The sequence below is a fragment of the Streptomyces sp. DSM 40868 genome (genome assembly GCF_011820545.1).
GTDB classification, from domain to species: Bacteria; Actinomycetota; Actinomycetes; order Streptomycetales; family Streptomycetaceae; genus Streptomyces; species Streptomyces eurythermus.
The window spans coordinates 8,691,999-8,710,743 of the sequence record NZ_CP050504.1 but is presented as its reverse complement, the minus strand read 5'-3'; the positions used below and the strand labels follow the sequence as shown (position 1 = coordinate 8,710,743).

At 71.3% G+C, this 18,745-nt stretch carries 14 protein-coding genes; 6 read left to right on the top strand and 8 right to left on the bottom strand.

Annotated features, from left to right (window positions below; genetic code table 11):
* Positions 1 to 67: 67 nt before the first annotated feature.
* From cmlS to HB370_RS39205, 7 genes are all read right to left on the bottom strand, one after another.
* On the bottom strand, positions 68 to 1,780 hold the full coding sequence (gene cmlS, locus HB370_RS39235; protein WP_030794235.1) for a chloramphenicol-biosynthetic FADH2-dependent halogenase CmlS: 1,713 nt from the start codon (positions 1,778 to 1,780) through the stop codon (positions 68 to 70).
* 11 nt (positions 1,781 to 1,791) lie between these two features.
* Positions 1,792 to 2,418 (bottom strand): hypothetical protein, encoded by a 627-nt coding sequence (locus tag HB370_RS39230; protein WP_030794237.1) that lies wholly within the window; start codon positions 2,416 to 2,418, stop codon positions 1,792 to 1,794.
* Positions 2,415 to 3,779 carry a fatty acid--CoA ligase family protein gene (locus tag HB370_RS39225; RefSeq protein ID WP_030794239.1) on the bottom strand — a complete coding sequence of 455 codons (1,365 nt, stop codon included), beginning with the start codon at positions 3,777 to 3,779 and terminating at the stop codon, positions 2,415 to 2,417. The genes HB370_RS39230 and HB370_RS39225 overlap by 4 nt, the downstream gene beginning before the upstream one ends.
* Positions 3,776 to 4,474 carry an SDR family oxidoreductase gene (locus HB370_RS39220; RefSeq protein ID WP_030794242.1) on the bottom strand — a complete coding sequence of 233 codons (699 nt, stop codon included), beginning with the start codon at positions 4,472 to 4,474 and terminating at the stop codon, positions 3,776 to 3,778. Before HB370_RS39220 ends, HB370_RS39225 begins: the two co-directional genes overlap by 4 nt.
* A 17-nt stretch (positions 4,475 to 4,491) precedes the next feature.
* A complete protein-coding gene (locus HB370_RS39215) occupies positions 4,492 to 4,809 on the bottom strand; it encodes a hypothetical protein (RefSeq protein ID WP_030794245.1) in 318 nt (105 codons plus the stop codon).
* Between the two features lie 221 nt (positions 4,810 to 5,030).
* Entirely contained in the window at positions 5,031 to 6,284 is a 1,254-nt protein-coding gene (locus HB370_RS39210; RefSeq protein ID WP_244405863.1) for a cation:proton antiporter, read from the bottom strand.
* Between the two features lie 275 nt (positions 6,285 to 6,559).
* On the bottom strand, positions 6,560 to 7,576 hold the full coding sequence (locus tag HB370_RS39205) for a ParB N-terminal domain-containing protein (protein ID WP_078637841.1): 1,017 nt from the start codon (positions 7,574 to 7,576) through the stop codon (positions 6,560 to 6,562).
* Between the two features lie 660 nt (positions 7,577 to 8,236).
* Here HB370_RS39205 and HB370_RS39200 point away from each other — a divergent pair.
* From HB370_RS39200 to HB370_RS39175, 6 genes are all read left to right on the top strand, one after another.
* On the top strand, positions 8,237 to 8,650 hold the full coding sequence (locus HB370_RS39200; protein WP_030794257.1) for an ectoine synthase: 414 nt from the start codon (positions 8,237 to 8,239) through the stop codon (positions 8,648 to 8,650).
* A 65-nt stretch (positions 8,651 to 8,715) separates the two neighbouring features.
* Entirely contained in the window at positions 8,716 to 9,606 is an 891-nt protein-coding gene (gene thpD, locus HB370_RS39195) for an ectoine hydroxylase (RefSeq protein WP_030794260.1), read from the top strand.
* Positions 9,607 to 9,790: 184 nt separating this feature from the next.
* Positions 9,791 to 11,155, top strand: a complete 1,365-nt coding sequence (locus tag HB370_RS39190; protein WP_037703343.1) for an MFS transporter — start codon at positions 9,791 to 9,793, stop codon at positions 11,153 to 11,155.
* A 164-nt stretch (positions 11,156 to 11,319) separates the two neighbouring features.
* Complete coding sequence (gene ectB / locus HB370_RS39185; protein WP_167513089.1) at positions 11,320 to 12,588, top strand: diaminobutyrate--2-oxoglutarate transaminase; 1,269 nt, start codon at positions 11,320 to 11,322, stop codon at positions 12,586 to 12,588.
* Positions 12,589 to 12,858: 270 nt separating this feature from the next.
* A complete protein-coding gene (locus HB370_RS39180; protein WP_030785627.1) occupies positions 12,859 to 16,005 on the top strand; it encodes a BTAD domain-containing putative transcriptional regulator in 3,147 nt (1,048 codons plus the stop codon).
* Positions 16,006 to 16,142: 137 nt separating this feature from the next.
* A complete protein-coding gene (locus tag HB370_RS39175) occupies positions 16,143 to 17,309 on the top strand; it encodes a serine hydrolase domain-containing protein (RefSeq protein ID WP_037702123.1) in 1,167 nt (388 codons plus the stop codon).
* A 97-nt stretch (positions 17,310 to 17,406) separates the two neighbouring features.
* Here HB370_RS39175 and HB370_RS39170 read toward each other — a convergent pair whose 3' ends face one another.
* Positions 17,407 to 18,546 carry an NAD(P)/FAD-dependent oxidoreductase gene (locus tag HB370_RS39170; protein ID WP_030785640.1) on the bottom strand — a complete coding sequence of 380 codons (1,140 nt, stop codon included), beginning with the start codon at positions 18,544 to 18,546 and terminating at the stop codon, positions 17,407 to 17,409.
* Between the last annotated feature and the right edge of the window lie 199 nt (positions 18,547 to 18,745).

Genomic DNA, 18,745 nt, shown 5'->3' with positions numbered 1-18,745 from the left:
GACGCACCGGCCTCAGCTCCGGCTTCGAACGTTCCGGCGTCCGGCGGTGAGCGTCCCGGGTCCGGCGTCAGACCTCGTACTCGGTTCCCACGCCGTCGAAGCGGAGGCGGTCCTGGATGACGACCCGCTCGCCGTTCTTGTCGTAGCCGGTCAGCAGGCCGGCCTCCATCAGGCGGATGACGATCTGTGAGCTGAGTTCCTGCTGGTCGGCGTCGCTCAGTTCGCGGATCAGCTCCTTGTAGCCGACCTCCTCCTTGAGGAGACGGCTGAAGATCTGCCGGTGCCGCTCCTCCAGGGGCCACTTGATCATGTCGAGGCCGTCCTCGTTGGCGAGGACCTGCTTGGGCTCCAGGCGGAAGGTCTCGGGGTCCACCTTGTAGTACGGCTTGAGGGTCACCTCTTCGCCGTTCCACTCCAGACGCTTGATGCGGTTGAGCCGCTTGGTCAGCTGGCTGATCCAGCGCACCCGGGCGGGGTTGAGCTCCTCGTCGCTGAACTCGTCGCTGAGTTCCATGCGTTGGTGGCGACCGATGCTCATCATCGTGGTCGCACGGTCGCGGAAGTCGGCCACCGACAGGGTGCCGTCCTCGCTGGAGGCGGCCAGCCGGGTGAACCAGCGCTTGCGGTTCAGGCGCCCGTCGTCGGATGTGCTGATGCGCCGCTTCGACCAGAACTCGGACTCCGGCTCGGTGAAGGAGGCCAGCGTGTAGAAGGAGGCGAGGAACTCGTGGTACTGCTCGTAGGTTTCCCGGTAGGCGCGGTTGTACCAGGCGTGGACCTCGTCGCTCTCCGCTTCGCACCGGGCGATCCGGTCGATCGCGGCGGCGGCCGAGACGGCCGACTGCGTGGCCAGGTGCACGCCCTGGGAGAACAGCGGGTCGGTGAAGCAGGCGGAGTCGCCGGAGAGGAAGTAGCGTCCGCCGGAGTACACCTCGGAGTCGTACGACCAGTCGTGGACGACCCGTACCTCCTCGACCATCTCGGCGTCCCCCAGGATCTCCTTGGCGCGGTCGGCCTTGGCGAGGGTGTCCCGGTAGAAGCGTTCGGGGCCGGCCTGCTTCACCTCGCCCGCCTTGGAGCGGTCGACGACCAGTCCGACGCTGAAGAGGTCGTCCTTGAGCGGGATCATCCACACCCAGCCGTCCTCGAAGGTGATGGAGTACGTCGTCCCCTTGAGGTCGCCCTCGAAGGGGTCGGGGCGGCGGAAGTACGACCAGATGGCGAAGCTCTTGTAGAACTCGTCGTAGCGCCGCACGTCGAGCTTCCGGGCCAGTGGGCCGTTGGAGCCGCCGGCGTCTATCACGAAGTCGAACTCCAGGCGCTTCGCGGTCTCTCCCCGGCCGGCGGTGAGCGACACCCTGCCGGGGTCCGATATGTCGACGTGGGACACCGGTGTGTTCTCGTGCACGTCGATGCCGCGGTCCCTGACCTCGTCGAGGAGCAGCTGGTCGAACTCCTTGCGCTGCACCTGGATGGCGTGGTCGAAGACCCACGGCGAGGTCCGCGGTGTCGTGAAGGAGAAGGTCCACGGGGCCTCGTCCCGTCCCCACAGGAACGTCGCCGAGGGCTTCTTGACGAAACCGGCGGCGTCGATCCTGTCCTGCAGGCCGAGCCGGTGGAAGATGGACAGCGAACCGGGGAGGAAGGACTCGCCGACCCGGTAGCGGGGGAAGGTGTCACGTTCGTAGACGACCGGTGTGTGCCCGAGCCGGTGCAGGGTGAGGGCGGCGGTGCAGCCGGCGGGGCCGGCCCCGATGATGGCGACGGTCGATCCGTTCATGGGTGCTTCCTTCACGACTCGGTGGACTTGATGGCTTTGATGCGGCTCGGGGAGAGGTAGGAGAATCCGCTCGCGGCGTTCTCGAAGAGCGTGAGGCCCGCCTGGAACCGGCAGGCGTCGCCGATGCGGACCTCGGGGGCGACGGTGCAGGCCAGGCCGAAGAAGTTCCCGTCCCCGATCTCCACGCTGTTGCCGGCGTGGAAGTTGGGGGCGAAGAAGTTGCCCGAGCCGATCCGGGAGTGGTGCCCGAACGTACACCGGTAGTTGACGACGTTGTAGCTTCCGAGGACGGTGCGCACACCCACGTAGTTGTCCGGCCCGATGATGTTGCCCTGTCCCTCGATCGCCGCGGGGTCGACCCGTGACGAGGGGTGGACGACGTTGACCGCCTGCCATCCGCGGGGGGTGATGTACTCCTCGACGATCTCGCGCCGCTGCTTCGTGCCGGACACGGCGAGGACGACCTTCGTGCCCTCCTCGGGTGGGTGTGCGGCGAGCTTGGTCCAGGTTCCGTCCGGCGCGTGCACCTCCTCCCCCTCGACGGCGAGGTAGCGTGCGACGCCGAACCCGGAGTCCTCGGCGTAACGGGCCACTTCCCGGGCGAACTTGCCCGCCCCTATGACGACGACGTCGGTCACGGCCGGCTCCTCTTCTTCTTGAACCGGGCCGATACGGGTATCTCGTCGATCACGGTCACCTTGGCGGGCATCTTGAACGGTTCGACCTTGCCGTCCAGGAACTCGCGGACGTGGCGGCGGACTTCGGCCCTGCTCATCGCGCCGTCGGGTTTGACGTCGACGTGCACGGCCTGTCCCGTGATGGAGTTGGGCTTTCCGTAGACGGCGCAGTAGGCGATGCGGGGGCTGCCCATGAGGATCGATTCGAGTTCGAGCGGCAGGACCTTCTCACCTCCGACGTTGATGATCTCCTTGGCGCGGCCCTTGACCTTGATGTAGCCGTCCGCGTTCTCCTCCACGAGGTCCCCGGTACGGAACCAGCCGTCGGCGGTGACGGCCTCGTCGGAGTAGTTGAGGTAGCCCATGAACTGGGTCCTGGTGCGCAGTTGGAGTTCTCCGTCCACGACCCGGTGCTCGACGCCCTCGTCCGAGATCCGGAAGTACGTGCTGGACGACGACTCGCTCTGGGTGGTGGAGATGCCGGTCTCGCTGGTCCCGAACGTCTGCAGCAGCCGGGCGCGCGGAAAGGCGGCGTGGACGCGCCTCAGCAGTTCCTCCGGCATGGGCTCGGTCCCGTAGGTGATCAGCCGCAGGCTGGAGAGGTCGAACTTCTCGTGGAAGTCGCCGATGAGGATGAGGTTGAGGAAGGTCGGGCTGGTCGGCAGGAGGCGGATGCCGTACCGCTCGACCAGCCGGCAGATCTCCTCGGGTGTGCGCTTGGCCGGCACCACGGCGGTCGCCGCGCCGCGTACGACGCCGAGCAGCGAGTTGATGCCTCCGATGTGGTCGGCCAGCAGGAACAGCAGGATGTGCGGGGGCTTCCTGCCCACGCGCTCGCCCGTGCCGATCTTCTCCGCCACCAGGGCGTCGAAGTCGTGCAGGACCGCCTTGGGCGCCCCCGTCGATCCGCTGGAGAGGAGGACGAGCCCGGCCGAGCCGGACGCGATCAGCGCTCCGTAGAGTTCCGATGCCTCGCCCGGAGGCGAGTCGAACGGTGCGACGGTGACGTCTTCCGCCGCGTCCACGACGTACCGGGGGCGGCAGGCGCCGCGGACGGCCTCCAGGGTCGTCTCGGTGAACGTCACGACGGGCACCACCACGGACTTGCGGCGGTAGAGCGCGAAGAGCGCGGCGATCTGGGAGAAGGAGAAGTCTCCTTTCAGGACGACGGCTTCGTGCGGCTTCACTCCCGCCTCGTCCAGCAGCGTCTCGATCCGCCGGATCTCCCGGGCCAGTTCGGCGTAGGTGTGGCTCGACGGGTGGCGGACGACGGCGGTGCGGTCGCCCCACCGCTCCATCCTGTCGGTCAGGGTGTCCCTCATTGGACTCCTCCCAGATACAGCGTCTCTCCGGTGACGAAGGCGGAGCGGCCCGTGGTCAGGAAGTCGACGGGGCCGACGATGTCGTCCATCTCGCACAGCCGCCCGATCGTCTGCCGCTCCACGACGGCGTCGAGGGTTTCCGGGGCGAGGGTGCGGGTGAGGACGGTGCGCACCGGCGGCAGACCGATGCCGTTGACCCGTATGCCGAACACGGCGAGTTCCTTGCTCATGACACGGGTCAGCTGCTCCACGGCGCTCTTGCTCGCCGAGTAGACGAGCTGGCCGTCGAGCGCCCACGGCACGGCGACCGTCGAGACGTTGAGGATCGCCGCGGACCCCTCGGGGCTCTTCTGCAGGAGTTTGGCAGCCTCCCGGCAGCAGTTGAGCACCGCGAAGAAGTTGAGGTCGAAGACGGCACGGGCCGTCTTCTCCGGCGTCATCATGAAGTGGTTCATGACCGAGGTGCCGGCGTTGTTGACCAGCGCGTCCAGGTGGCCGAACTCGCGGCGGACGGCGCGGAACATGGACCGTGCCTGTGCGGCGTCGGTCAGGTCGATCTCGTGATGGCGGTAGGCGGGGTGCCGGATGCCCGACGGCCTGCGGCTGCAGCCGATCACCGTGTCCCCGCGGTCGAGGAAGTGCTCGGCCAGGGCCTTTCCCACGCCGGTCCTGGTTCCGGTGACTAGGGCGATCATCAGGCGGCCCGTGCCGGTCACACCGGCTGGGAGACGGCGACACCGGCCTCGGCCAGCTCTGCCTCGACGAACTCGACGAGCCGGCTGACCCTGCCGAACGGGCTCACCCGCTGCGAGACGGCCTTCTCGGAGGTCAGCGAGATCTCCTCGCCGTACGCGTCCTCGACGGCCTCCTCCACCTGCGTCAGGAAGTTGACCAGCTGCATGGAGTCGAAGACTCCGTTGTCCCCGTAGAGGGCGAGGGAGGACAGTTCCGTGACGGGGATCTTCTCGTCCCTGCGTTCGTTGACCTCCTCGATGACGTCCTGGATGAGAGTGAGAATCCGGTCGTTCATGGTCGCCATACCTTCCGAAGTGGGGTGGGCGCGATTTCCCGGAGCGGCGCATTTCCGAAGTGTTCCGGGCGCCGCGCTCAAGAGGCAATCAACTCTCGGAGTTGTGCCCCGCGTCTTTTTCTCGGGCCACGCGATTCCGCGATCCGTGACGCATCGGTATCCGGGTCTTGAATGTGCCGGACCGCATTCCGATGTGTCAAACAGGCCCGCGAGGCACCGGTTCAGGACAGTGTGCTCCACTCCCTTTGCTCGGCCTCCCGGATTTCCTCCTCGGCCGTTCGCTCGACGCGCGACATCGCCATGCGCAGGATCGGCGGGGCCAAGAGGGATGTCACCACGGCGACGAGCACCACGATGGTGTACGCCGCCACGCTGAGAATGCCGAGCCGCAGCCCCACCATTCCCACCACGATCTCGATGACGCCCCGCGCGTTGAGGCCGGCCCCCAGGGCCAGCGCCTCCCACCGGCCGAGGCCGCTCAGGCTCGCGCCGGCCCAGACACCGAGGAACTTGCCGAGGACGGCGACCGCGAGCACGCCGAGACCGGCCAGGGCGACGCCGGGATCGGCCAGCGCGCCGAGGTCCATGCGAAGTCCCGCGGTGGCGAAGAAGACGGGCGCCAGCACGGACAGGGCGATGGTGCGGAGCGGGGCGAGCCGGGCCGGCTCGACCTTGCCTTCCCGTCCGATGAGGACACCGCCGAGGAACGCGCCGAGAACCGGTTCCAGATGCAGCGCGTGGGTGGCGGCCGCCGCCAGGAGGATCACCCCGGCCGCCGTGGCGGCCGGCACTCCCGGTTCCTGGCTCCTGCCCGCCAGCCGGAAGGCGTGCCGGACCGCCCACCGTCCGGCGGTCAGTGCCACGACGGCCACGAGCGCCACCGAGGCGAGCGCCGTCACGACCGGAGCGCCGCTGATGCCGGAGACGGCGATCGACGAGACGACGGACAGCGTGAACCAGCCGAAGACATCGTCGATCACTCCCGCGGTCAGGGTGAGCTGGCCGACGGTGCGGTGGAGCAGCCGCATCTCCATCAGCGTCTTGGCGATGACCGGGATCGCGCTCACACACATCGCGACGCCGAGGAACAGTGCGAAGACGCCCCGTTCGGTGCCGTCCGGGACCAGTGCGGCGGGCATCAGGAACGCCGTGCCGACACCGAGGGCGAGCGGGACGACCAGGCCGCCGGCGCTGACCAGTACGGCCGTCCTGCCGCGCCGGCGGACCAGCCCCAGATCCAGGTGCATGCCCGTGACTCCGACGAGCAGCAGCACGCCGAGCTGGGCGACGGCGTCGAGCAGGTGCGCCTGCTCCCGGCCGCCGGGAAAGAGCCAGCCCGACAGGCCGGGCGCCAGGCGCTGGAGCACGGAAGGGCCGAGGACGACTCCCACGAGGAGTTCGCCGACGACCGCGGGCAGGCCGGCGCGGGCGGCGATCCTGCCGAAGAACAGCGCCGACAACAACAGCAATGCCACTTGGAGCAGAAAGACCAGCAATTCGTGAGCCGCGAGTGGCGTGGCCGTCGTCGGCGCGAACGAGAAAAGCACATGTCCTCCAGGGAAAAGGGCCCGCCGGTGTCCGAACGCGTCCGGGACACCAGTTTTCAGACCCCACCCGCGGAAAACCAGCGGAGCCCCTCGCTCGCCGGGGTTGAACAACCCGGCGACGAGGGGCTCCGCTTCGCGCTGCCGCCTTGAGCAGACACCCTGTTCAAGTGTGGATTGTCATCGGTTGAACACCGTCGCGCCCGCTAGTCCGCACGTCCCGCGCGGTCTTCGAGTTCCTCGGCGAGGCTTCGCCACATTTCCGCGCACTGGATGGCCAGTTCGGCGACGGTCGCCGCCAGGTGCGGCGGAATGTTCTCGACGACGTGCGGATATTTCGCCTTGGCCTGGTACTGCAGGAAGAGCCACCGCAGCAGCTCTCGGCCCGATTCCGAGAACCTGAGCGAGGGGTCCCGCCGTAACGACTGCAGCCGGGCCCTCATGTTGCGCGACTTCCGCTCCTGCTCCCCGGCGGTGACCGCGGGCCCCCCGGGCACCGCCTCCGGCTCCTGGTGACCGCCGGGCTGCCGGCGGTTCACGCGGTCCCTGGGCGCGACGGGGTCCTCGCCGCGCCGCATCCGTTCCCTGACGTCGTGTGCGGTGCCCACGGAGACCCCCGCCGCCTTCGCGACCTGCCGCAGCGGGGCGTGCGGGCGGGCCGTCAGCGCCTCGGCCGCCCGCCGTCTTCCGTCGGCGGCACTGAGCGGCCGGCGCCGGCCGTCCCTGCCCAGCCGCACCTCCTGGCGCGAGGAGCCGCCGTTCAGCCGCCGGCGGATGCCGCCGACCGTCTTGGTGGACAGTCCCGTGCATTCGGCGATCGCCCGGTCGGACATGTCCTGCCGGGTGGCGACGATGCGTTCGGCCGCCGACCGCCGGTCGTCCAGGGACAGGGGGAGGCCGTGCCGGATGTTGGCCCGTACGGCTTCGACGAAGGCCGCCTCGGCGGTGCCGTCGAAGAACTCCGCCTTGATGGAGTGCCAGCCTTTTTCCTTGGCCGCGCGGAGTCTGTGCATTCCGTCGATCACATGCATGGTGGTCCGGTGGACCAGGATCGGCGGCCATTCGGTCTCGCTCTCGGCCAGCCTCCGCGCATGCTGTTCGTCCTCTCCCGCGAGGCGGGGGGAATCGGCCGGCTGAAGCTGGTCTACGGGGACTAGGTGAGGCACTGGCCCGCCGAGCACCAGGCCTCCCGATCGATCGCTGTGGTCGAGCTGAGCTTCCATATCGGCCCCCAGCCGGTATGTCCGCATCACGGTGCACGCGGATGGTCTCCGATACGCCGTCCGCCTGCTGCGTCCGGACAACTTCTCGTCGTAGCGGTGTCAGCGTGGCATCCCTGGAGGGGGCGCGGGCTCGTCACCGATCGGAACCGGCCGTGCCTCGGACGCCCCCGTTGCGCCTGCCTCCGCAGGGGGGCGCCGAGGCGTCACAGGGGTGGAATCGGCGGGGGCGTGTGTGGCGATACGAAGGTTTTGTGAAGCAGGTGTCCTCCCCTGGCGTGGTGTCGGCGGGCAGGGGTACACAGTGGCCCGCCAAGATCAACTCCCCGGCTCGACCGGCCAGTTGGCCGGAAATACGCGGCCGGGTGCGGCATCGGCCGCTCGCGGACCCATGGTTGATACCCGGCGCCCCTGTTGGTCTAATGGGCTGACCAGGCGGACGCCGGAATTCCGCAGTGCGCCGGCGACAGGGGCCAGTGGTCCGGCCAGGATCACCCGTGGCCGTATTTCCCTCCTGCGGGCCGCCGAGTTCGCGGCCCGCGCCGTGCTGCCGGCCCCACCCGTCCCACCCGGCACGCATACGGGCGAGCGTCGAAGGCAGTCGCCCGCGCCGTCGAGCGAAACCGCTTCGCCCACCCATGACTCAAGGGGGCATGACCCGTCGTGATCGTCCGTTCATTCAGCGACATCGAGGGAACCGACCGGCACGTCAAGTCCAGGTCCGGCACCTGGGAGAGCAAGAGGATCGTCCTCGCCCGGGAGCGGGCCGGCTTCTCCCTGCACGAGACCACCGTCTACGCCGGCACCGAGACGTTCATGTGGTACGCCCACCACATCGAAGCGGTGCTGTGCGTCGAAGGGGAGTCGGAGCTGACCAACGAGGAGACCGGGGAGAAGCACTGGCTCACCCCCGGGACGATGTACCTCCTCGACGGCCACGAACGGCACACCCTGCGCCCCAGGACCGACTCCCGCTACATCTGCGTCTTCAACCCGCCCATGACCGGCCGGGAGGACCACGACGAGAACGGCACGTACCCGCTGCTCACCGAAGCGGAGGGCGCGGATACGGCTTGAGACGGCAGCCCGGCCGCCGAACCGGGCACCCGCACGGCACGAACGGCTCCGAAGGAGAGCGCTGTATGAACACCACTGTGCGTCCCGACCTGTACCCGACCCGGGTCACCGGCGAGGCCGTGCCCCAGCCGCGGGTCGATCCCGTGGTGTGGGGTGACGCGCCGGGCCCGCTCGGCGAGGAGCAGCTGGCCCGTTACGCGTCCAGCGGCTACCTGGTCCTCGACAACCTGCTGTCGCCGCGGGAAGTCGAGGCATTCCGCGCCGAGTTGCGTCGGCTCGGCTCCGATCCGGCGCTGCGCGCGAGTGAACGCGTGATCCTGGAACCGGGGTCCGACCGGGTGCGCTCGGTGTTCGAGGTCGAGAAGGTCAGCGACCTGTTCGCCGGCCTGCTGCACTCGCCCCGGCTCACGGACATCGCCCGGCAGGTCCTCGGCTCGGACGTGTACATCCACCAGAGCCGGGTCAACTACAAGCCCGGCTTCGGCGGCGCTCCGTTCGACTGGCACTCCGACTTCGAGACCTGGCACTCGGAGGACGGCATGCCCCGGCCGCGGGCGTTCAGCGTGTCCATCGCGCTGAGCGAGAACCTGCCGTGCAACGGCCCGCTCATGGTCATGCCGGGCACGCACAGGACGTTCGTTCCCACGGTCGGGGAGACGCCGCCCGACTACCACAAGGAGTCGCTGCGCGTGGAGCGCCTGCCCGTCGGCTCCCCCGGTCAGGAGCATCTGTCCCGGATGGCCGAGCAGCACGGCATCGAGCAGGTGACGGGCCCCGCCGGGACCGCGGTGATGTTCGACTCGAACCTGCTGCACGCTTCCAGCGGCAACATCACGCCGTTCCCGCGCTCGAACATCTTCATCGTCTACAACAGCGTGGAGAACACGCTGGAGGCACCGTTCGCGGCGGCCAGGCCGCGTCCGCAGCACCTCGGCAACCGGGAGTTCCCCGGCTGACCCCCGCCCACGGGACGGCCTCCGCCGATCCGGCCCTGCCGGTCCCACCGGCCCTGCCGGTCCCACCGGCCCTGCCGGTCCCACCGGCCCTGCCGGTCCCACCGGCCGGGCCGGGGCCGTGGCGGGGCGCCTCCCACCGTCCGCACCCTATGTTCGACACGCTGCCGCGCAGGACGAAGGCGACATGACCTCCTCTCCCCGTACCACTCGTTCCGCAGCGATCTGGACCCTCGCCGGCCTGGTCCTGCTGACCCTCAACCTGCGGGCGGCCATCACCGGCGTCCCCCCGCTGCTGGGCGAGCTCCAGGACACGTTCGGGCTCACCGGTGTCGAGGTCAGCGTGCTCACCACGCTGCCGGAGCTGTGCCTCGGCCTCTTCTCCGCCCTCGCCCCCCTGCTCGCCCGCCGGATCGGCACCGAGGCTGCGATCACCGCGGCGCTCGTGGTGATCACGGCGGGGCTCCTGCTGCGCGTGGTGCCCGCCCAGACCGCGCTGTTCTCCGGCACGGTGCTGGCCGCGGCCGGGATGGCGACGGGCAACGTACTGGTGCCGGCGGTCATCAAGCGCGGGTTCCCCGACCGTGTGGGACCGCTTACCGGCCTGTCGATGATGCTGCTGTCGGTCGGCGGCGCCGCCGGGGCGGGCCTGGCCGTCCCCTTGGACCACCTGGGCGGCTGGCGGCCCGCGCTGGCCGCGTGGGCGGTGCCGGCGCTCGTCGCGGCGCTGGTGTGGGGCTCGCTGGCGCTCCGCGCGCGCACGCACCGGCCCGGGCGGCCGGCCGCCGAGACGGCCCCGTCCGCCGACACCGCCCCGTCCGCTTCGGCCGGGCGGCCGCGGACCCCGACGGGCACATCCCCGGACACGGCGACCGGGGCCGCGGCGGACCAGGGCTCGCTGCTGCGCTCGCCGCTGGCGTGGGCCGTGATGGTGTTCATGGGCATGACATCGCTGATGTTCTACACGCTGACGGCGTGGCTGCCCGAGATGATGCACGATCACGGGTTCACGCCCGCCACCGCGGGGATGATGAACTCGGTCATCATCGTCATCGGCATCCCCCTCGGTTTCGTCGTGCCGGTGGTCGCGGCCCGCATGCGCGACCAGCGGCCGCTGGTCCTCGGGGCCGTCGCCCTGATGGCAGTCGGGCTCGTCGGCCTGCTCCTGGCTCCGCGGGCCGGCTGGGTGTGGACCGCCGTCTTCGGAGTCGCCACGGGCAGCGCGTTCCCGATCGCCCTCACGCTGCTCAGCCTCCGCTCCCCCAACGCCGCGGTCACGGCGCGGCTTTCGGGCATGGCCCAGTCCGGCGGGTATCTCCTCGCCGCCTCCGGTCCGCTCACCTTCGGTGTGCTGCGCAGCGCCACCGGCGGCTGGGAGGCGTCGATCTGGCTGCTGCTCCTGCTGGTGGTGCCCGAACTCGTCTGCGGTCTGCTGGCCGCGCGGCCCGGCTTCGTCCGGCCGGGCCCGCCGGCGCCGGACGGCCCCGAGGAGAGTCGTCCCGAGCCCGCGCCGGTCTCCGCGCGCTCCACCGAGTCGGACCGCGCGCACTGAGAAGCCGGCCGTCCCCTGTCCGCGCGCGCTGAGAGACCGGTCGTCCCCTGCCCGCGCGCTGGCAGACCAGCCGTCCCCCGTCCTCGCCTCGCCCGAACCGGGCGCAGCGCACCCCCGCACCTTCCGCGTCGACCACAGCCGTTTGACGACCCCCGGGAGCACGCATGACCATCATGCCGCCCGACCTGAGCATCTTCGAGAGCCTGGAGTCCGAGGTACGCAGCTACTGCCGAGGCTGGCCGGCGGTCTTCGACCGGGCGCACGGCACCCACCTCGTGGACGAGGACGGCCACCGGTACCTGGACTTCTTCGCCGGCGCCGGTTCCCTCAACTACGGCCACAACAACCCGGTACTGAAACGGGCGCTGCTCGACTACCTGGAACGGGACGGCGTCACCCACGGCCTGGACATGGCCACCACCGCCAAGCGCACGTTCCTGGAGACCTTCCAGCGCCTGGTGCTGCGCCCGCGGGACCTGCCGTACAAGGTGATGTTCCCCGGGCCGACGGGCACCAACGCGGTGGAGTCCGCGCTGAAGCTGGCGCGGAAGGTGAAGGGACGCGAGGCGGTCGTGTCGTTCACCAACGCCTTCCACGGCATGTCGCTGGGCTCGCTCGCGGTCACCGGCAACGCCTTCAAACGGGCCGGCGCCGGCATCCCGCTGGTGCACGGCACGCCGATGCCGTTCGACAACTACTTCGACGGCACGGTCCCGGACTTCCTGTGGTTCGAACGCCTCCTTGAGGACCAGGGCTCGGGGCTGGACAAGCCCGCCGCCGTGATCGTGGAGACCGTGCAGGGCGAGGGCGGCATCAACGTGGCCCGGCCCGAATGGCTGCGCGCGCTGAAGGAGCTGTGCGAGCGGCAGGACATGCTGCTCATCGTCGACGACATCCAGATGGGCTGCGGCCGTACCGGCGCCTTCTTCTCCTTCGAGGAGGCGGGCATCACCCCGGACATCGTCACCGTGTCCAAGTCGATCAGCGGCTACGGCCTGCCCATGGCACTCACCCTGTTCCGGCCCGAGCTGGACGTGTGGGAGCCGGGCGAGCACAACGGCACCTTCCGCGGCAACAACCCCGCCTTCGTCACCGCCACCGCCGCCCTCCACATGTACTGGTCCGACGACCAGTTGGAGAAGCACACCCGTGCCCGCGGCGAGCGGGTCGAGCAGGCCCTGCTGGCCCTCTGCGACGAGAACGCTGCCGGCGGAGCGCGCTGCCGCGGCCGGGGCCTGGTCTGGGGCCTGGAGTTCTCCCGGGCGGAGCGGGCGGCCGAGGTCTGTCGACGGGCCTTCGACCTGGGCCTCCTGCTGGAGACGTCGGGCACCCGGAGCGAAGTCGTCAAGCTGCTGCCGCCCCTGACCATCTCCGCCGACGAGGCGGACGAGGGACTGCGCACCCTCGCCCGCGCCGTCCGCGACACCGGCTGAGGCGCCGTCGGCGCAGTGCCGGGCAGCGGCCACCGTGCGCGTCTCGGCCAGGGTCACGCCCGGCTACCGGAATTCACCGTCCCTTCGCCGGAGTTCGCCGCTCAACCGCCGGAACTCCCCGTCCAGTCACCGAGGTTCGCCTTCCGACCGATGGAATCCGTGACCCCTGGCCTGCCCGCGGGCCGCGCGGACATGCAACGGTCCGGCGCCGGGTGATCCCCCGCAACGGCTGCCGGTCCCCCGTGCGTTGCCGATACTGGCTCGGTGGAAATGCGGATAGCGCTGCTCGGGCCGGTCCAGGCCCTCGACGGGGACGGCAGGCCGGTCGGCGTCGGGGGACCGAGACCGCGCATGCTGCTGGGCCGGCTCGCGTTGGCGGCGGGTGACGTCCTGACGCCCGGCGTGCTCATCGACAGCCTGTGGGGCACGCGGCCTCCCGTGAACGCCCTCAATTCGCTGCACGCGCTGGTGTACCGGCTGCGCAGGGCGCTGCCCGCCCGTGGCGTGCTGGAGTCGGCGGCGGCCGGCTACCGGCTCGCGGTACCGGAGGAGCGGGTGGACGCCGCCCGCTTCGAGGCACTGGCGGCGCGGGGCGGCCGGGAACTCGCCGCGGGGTCTCCCGAGGAGGCGGTCTCCCTGCTCGGCGAGGCGCTCGCGCTGTGGCGTGGGCCCGCGCTGGCCGACGTACGGCAGGCCCCGTTCGCCGGCCCCGTCGTGGCCCGGCTGGAGGAACTGCGGCTCGCGGCGCTGGAGGACCACTGCGACGCGCGGCTGCGGCTCGGCGACCACACCGGGGTCCTGGCCGATCTGGAGGCGGCGTCGGCGGACCATCCGTTGCGGGAGCGGCCGGCCGCGCTGCGCATGCGGGCGCTGATGGCGGCGGGCCGGCAGTCCGACGCGCTGGCCGTCTTCGAGGAAGTGCGGGGCAGACTGGCCGACGAGTTGGGTGTCGATCCCTCGGTGGAACTGCGTGAGGCCCACCTGGCGGTGCTGCGCGGCGAACACAGGCCGTCCGCCGTACGCTCCGGGCCGGCCCCCGGCCGTCTGCCCGCGCCGCTGACCTCGTTCGTCGGCCGGGACGGTGAACTGGCGTTGCTCGACGGGCTGATGGACGCCAACCGACTGGTCACGGTCATCGGCCCCGGCGGGGCCGGCAAGACACGGCTGGCCATGGAGGCGGTCAGCAGACACCGCACCCGTCGCCAGGGCCGGCTGTGGTTCGTGCCGCTGGCCGCGGCGCACGGCCCGGAGAGCGTGGTCGACGCGGTCCTGGGCGCGCTCAGTACCCCGAACGCGGCGCGGCCGCCCGCCGACAGCCGCGCGGAGCCGAGGGAGCGGGTGGCCGATCTGCTCGGGGGCGGCGAGGCCGTGCTCGTGCTGGACAACTGTGAGCATGTGGTCGACGTCGTAGCCGAGTTGGCGCAGTACCTGCTGGAGCGGCGCCCGCGCCTGACCGTCCTGGCCACCAGCAGGGAACCCCTCCAGGTCCTGGGCGAGGCGCTGTGCCGCATCGGTCCGCTGCCCCTCCCCCGCCCGGGGGCGGACCCGGCCGAGGCCGCCGCGTCGGCCGCCGTGCGGCTCTTCGTGGACCGGGCGACGGCCGTACGGCCCGGCTTCACCCTCGACGGGCCCACCCTGGCAGCGGTCGGCGAGGTGGTGCGGAGGCTGGACGGACTGCCGCTCGCCCTCGAACTGGCCGCGGCCCGGCTGCGGTCCATGACCGCCGGGCAGATCGCACAGCGGCTCGACGACCGGTTCCGGCTGCTGGCCACGGGCAACAGGGCGGCCCAGCCCCGTCAGCGCACGCTGCACGCGGTGATCGAGTGGAGCTGGGAGCTGCTGACCGGCCAGGAGCGGACGCTGGCCCGGCGTATGGCCGTCTTCCCCGCCCCGACCGGGGCCGACACCGTCGAGGCGGTCTGTGCGGGCGGGACGCTGCCCGCCGGGGATGTCGTCTATGTCCTCGGTTCGCTGGTCGACAAGTCGTTCGTGGAGCGGGTCGGCGACGGTTACCGGATGCTGGAGACCGTCCGGGCGTACGCGGCGGAGCGACTGCTCCGGGCGGGCGAGCGGGAAGCGGTCCGGGGCCGTCTGGTCCGGCACTTCGCCGACGTCGCCCAAGAGCACGAGCCGCTGCTGCGCTCCGCCCGGCAGGAGGCGTCGTTCGCGCTGTTCACAGCCGAGTACGACAACCTGGTGTTCGCGCTGCGGGCGGCCGTCGACGGACGGGACGCGGACGCCGCGGCCCGGCTTCTCGCCCCGCTGTACTGGTACTGGAACGCGCTGCGCTATGACGCGCGTGCCGAAGCCCTGGTGGCCGGGGTCTGCGGGCTGGGCGACTCGCTGCCCGAGGACGCGCGGGCCGCCTTCGCCGCCCTCCGCCTCGCGGCCGGCGACGGCGAGGCCGCCCCCGCCGCCGAACGGGTGCGTGCCGTGCTCGAGGACTGCGCGCGCACCGGGGCTCTGGAGCGCTATCCGATGCTGCTCCTGGTGACGCTTCCGATGGGTTCTCTGGTGGGTCTGGACGATGTGGTGCGCCGCCTGGTCCGCGAGGTGCGCGGGCGCCGGGACCGGTGGGCCGTGGCCTGTACGTTCCTGGTGGAGGCGTTCGCGCGGCACGAACGTGGCGACTGGGCGGGCCTGGCGGGTGCGGCGGCCGGCGCCCTGCGCGAGTTCGAGGCGGCGGGCGACCGCTTGTGCACGGCGATGGCGCTGGCGGGCGTGGCACGGGTCCGCTCCGTCGAGGGCAGGCATCGCGAGGCGATCGCCGCGTATCGGCGCGGGCTCGCCCTCGTCCCCCGGGACGAGATCCAGGCCCGGCTCGCACTCGCCGGCGAGCGGATCCGCGGCGGTGACCTGGCCGGTGCGCGGCACGACATCGACGCGGCCGAGCAGGCGGCCCGGGACCGCGGTGACGACTTCATGAGGCTGGCGGCCCTGGCCTGCCGGGCCGAGTGGCACCGGCGCGCGGGGGAGCCGGAGCGGGCCGGGCCGCAGCTGGACCGGATGGAGGAGCTCGGCCGGGAGGCCGCCCTGTCCGACGAGACCGTGCGGGACTGGGTCACACCGGCACGGGTGGCGAACCTGCTGGCGGCGGGCGATGCCGTACGGGCGCGTGAGCTGCTGCCCAGGGCCGTCCGGGGGGCTTTCGCCCACCGGGATCCCGCTCCGGCCGCCCAGCAGCTGGCGGGGGTGCTGCTGGCTGAGGGGGATCCGGCCGGCGCGGCCGGCGCGCTCGGCATGAGTGAGGTCGTCCGTGGTGTCTTCGACGCCGGTGACCCGGAGCTGCGCGATCTCGTCGCGGAACTCGTGCGACGGCTGGGCCGCGCGAGGTATGCCGCGGCGTACGGCCGGGGCGCGTCCATGCCGCGGCAGGAGGCGCTCGACCGGCTGCGGCGGGTGGCCGACGGCTCCTGACAGCGGGCCGTACGGTCTTTCAGCACCCGATCAGGGTTTTGTCATCACCGGTCGGCATCGTCGTCCGCGTACCGAGGAACGGGCGGGCGGCGGGGCCGGACAGGGGGCTCGGCGGCGCCCGTGAGGAGGAGAACGACATGACGAACTCCGCGAGCACCGGGCGCGAGAAGGTCCAGCGGATGCTGGACCGGGCGGTGGCCGAGCTGGGCGTGCCCGGCATCGTCGCCGAGGTCCGCGACGCGAACGGCACCTGGTTCGGCTCCGCCGGGGTGGCCGACCTGGAGTCCGGCCGGCCGCGCGAGAAGGGCGAACACCTGCACGTCGGCAGCGCCGGCAAGGCCTTCACGGCGGCCACGGTGCTGCGGCTGGAGGCCGAGGGCAGGCTGAGCATCGAGGATCCGGTGGAGAAGTGGCTGCCCGGTGTGCTGGACGTCAACGGCTACGACGGCGGCAGGATCACCCTCAGGCATCTGCTCGGCAACACCAGCGGGCTGTTCATCACCGGACTCGCTCCGGAGCTGACACGCCGTTACGCCACCCGTTCCGCGTTCGCCGCGCACCGCCACGACATCTGGACCACGGACGAACTGCTGCGGCTCGCGGTGTCCCAGCCCCCGCTGCACGAACCCGGAGCGGCCTTCGCCTACTCCAACGGCGGTTTTTACCTCGCCGGCCTGATCATCGAGAAGGTCACCGGCAACGGCTACGCGGAGGAGGTCGCGCGCGCCGTCACCCATCCGCTCGGCCTGACCCACACCTATGTGCGCCCCGCCGAGGACACCGGTTACCCGGAGCCGCATCCGAGGGCGTACACGGGCCTGTTCCTGCGGGACGGTGTCGACCCCGCGGACGTGACCACGGAGAACTGGCAGTCGATGCTGGAGGAGCCGGGCCTGCCTCCTCTCGACATCACCGACTTCAACACCTCCTGGGGCTGGTCCGCCGGGAACGTCGTCTCCACGACCGGAGACATGATCGAGGCGTTCGGCGCGCTCGCCTCCGGCCGTCTGCTGCCGGCCGAGCAGCACCGCGAGATGTGGACCACGGTCTCCACCGGGGGCGGCCACTGGATGCCCCATTCCGCTTACGGTCTGGGCGTGTTCGAACTGGACCCGGCGATGACCGGCGGACTGCGGCTGCGTGGCATGGCCGGCAGTATGTACGGCTCCCACCTGGTCGTCGTCGGCACTCCCGACGGCGAGCAGACGATAGCCGTGCACACGAACACCGAGGCCAAGGGCTGGGAGTTGGTGTTCCGGGCCGTCGAGGCGCAGTTCGACATCCCGCCCGTCGAGGGGCTGTAGCGGGCTCCCCCGGCAGCGTCGCGGCCACCACCGCCTGGACGCCGGTCCGTTGCGAAGCGGTACGGACAGCGCGGCGACGCTGCCGGGGTCTCCTGCGTCAACTCCGCGTGGCGTCCTGGGGGGACTCCTCGGGCCGGGAGAACGCGGCGATCAGGTCGTGGGGTGTGGGGTCGTCGGCGCCGCCGCCTTCCATGGTGGCGGCCTCGGCGCTGCGGGGGAACATGGCCCGCTCGTAGGCGCTCAGCGCGGCCTCGGCGTCGTCGGGGTGCGCGGCGAGGGCTTCGCCGAGTTCGGCACCGTCGAGCATGGCCAGGTTGGCGCCCTCGCCGTTCGGGGCGGCCAGGTGGGCGGCGTCGCCGATCAGGGTCACCCCCGGCACCCGGTCCCAGCGGTGCCCGGCCGGCAGGGCGTAGAGGCGGCGCAGGACGGGTGCGGTGTCGCTGTCGGTGATCAGCGCGGTGAGTTCCGGTGCCCAGCCGTCGAATTCGCGGGCGATCCGTGCGGTGGCCGCGGCGGCGTCGGTGAAGTCGATGGCGGCGAACCAGTCCTCCGGTTCGGTCAGCCCCACGTAGGCGTGCAGGGTGTCGTCCTTCTCCCGGTGGGCGAAGATGTCCCGGTCGGGCGTGTGCGCGATCATCGCTCCGCCGCCGACGGCTCGCGCGGTGGCCGGGTGGCGGGTGCCGGCGTCGAAGAGGTAGGTCTCGACGACCGACTTGCCGGTGTACCGGGGTGTGGCGGCGGACAGCAGCGGCCGCACCCGTGACCACGCGCCGTCCGCGCCGACCAGCAGGCCCGTGACGACGGTGCCGCCGTCGGCGAACACCACCTCGTGCCGGCCCCCGCCGAGGGAGCGGACGCGGACGGCCTTGTGCCCCCACCGGACGGTTCCGGGCGGGAGCGAGTCGAGCAGCATCTGCCGCAGTTCGCCGCGCAGCACCTCGGGACGTCCTCCCGTACCGTCGTCGGCCTTGTCGAACAGGACCGTCCCGTCCGGGTCCAGGAGCCGCATCGCCTGACGGCCCTCCAGGACGAGTCCGCCGAACTCGTCCATCAGTCCGGCCGACTTCAGGGCGAGTTGCCCGTTGTAGTCGTGGATGTCGAGCATCCCTCCCTGCGAGCGCGCGGCCGGGGAGGGCTCCGCCTCGTAGACCGTGGCCGGTATCCCGTGCACACGCAGGACACGCGCGAGCATGAGACCGCCGAGTCCGGCACCGATGATCGTGACATCAACAGCCATGGGGGTTTCCTTCCGAGTCCGGACCGCCGGGCGGACACCCGGCGGTCACCAACCTCCCCCCGCCGACCGACAAACCACCGACAAACCACCCATGGCCACCGACAGATCGCCTCCAGGCCGCCCACGGCACGGACCGGACCAGGAGTCCGCGAGCCTCCCCCCGGGCTCGGCAGTGGGTGCGACCGCCCCTGTCCCGGTG

Bases quoted from the DNA above. Each gene is read 5' to 3' on its own strand.
- HB370_RS39190 (WP_037703343.1), top strand. From the start codon at position 9,791: ATGACCTCCTCTCCCCGTACCACTCGTTCCGCAGCGATCTGGACCCTC.
- HB370_RS39170 (WP_030785640.1), bottom strand. From the start codon at position 18,546: ATGGCTGTTGATGTCACGATCATCGGTGCCGGACTCGGCGGTCTCATG.
- cmlS (WP_030794235.1), bottom strand. From the start codon at position 1,780: ATGAACGGATCGACCGTCGCCATCATCGGGGCCGGCCCCGCCGGCTGC.
- HB370_RS39225 (WP_030794239.1), bottom strand. From the start codon at position 3,779: ATGAGGGACACCCTGACCGACAGGATGGAGCGGTGGGGCGACCGCACC.
- thpD (WP_030794260.1), top strand. From the start codon at position 8,716: ATGAACACCACTGTGCGTCCCGACCTGTACCCGACCCGGGTCACCGGC.
- HB370_RS39205 (WP_078637841.1), bottom strand. From the start codon at position 7,576: ATGGAAGCTCAGCTCGACCACAGCGATCGATCGGGAGGCCTGGTGCTC.
- HB370_RS39215 (WP_030794245.1), bottom strand. From the start codon at position 4,809: ATGAACGACCGGATTCTCACTCTCATCCAGGACGTCATCGAGGAGGTC.
- ectB (WP_167513089.1), top strand. From the start codon at position 11,320: ATGACCATCATGCCGCCCGACCTGAGCATCTTCGAGAGCCTGGAGTCC.
- HB370_RS39180 (WP_030785627.1), top strand. From the start codon at position 12,859: ATGCGGATAGCGCTGCTCGGGCCGGTCCAGGCCCTCGACGGGGACGGC.
- HB370_RS39220 (WP_030794242.1), bottom strand. From the start codon at position 4,474: ATGATCGCCCTAGTCACCGGAACCAGGACCGGCGTGGGAAAGGCCCTG.
- HB370_RS39175 (WP_037702123.1), top strand. From the start codon at position 16,143: ATGACGAACTCCGCGAGCACCGGGCGCGAGAAGGTCCAGCGGATGCTG.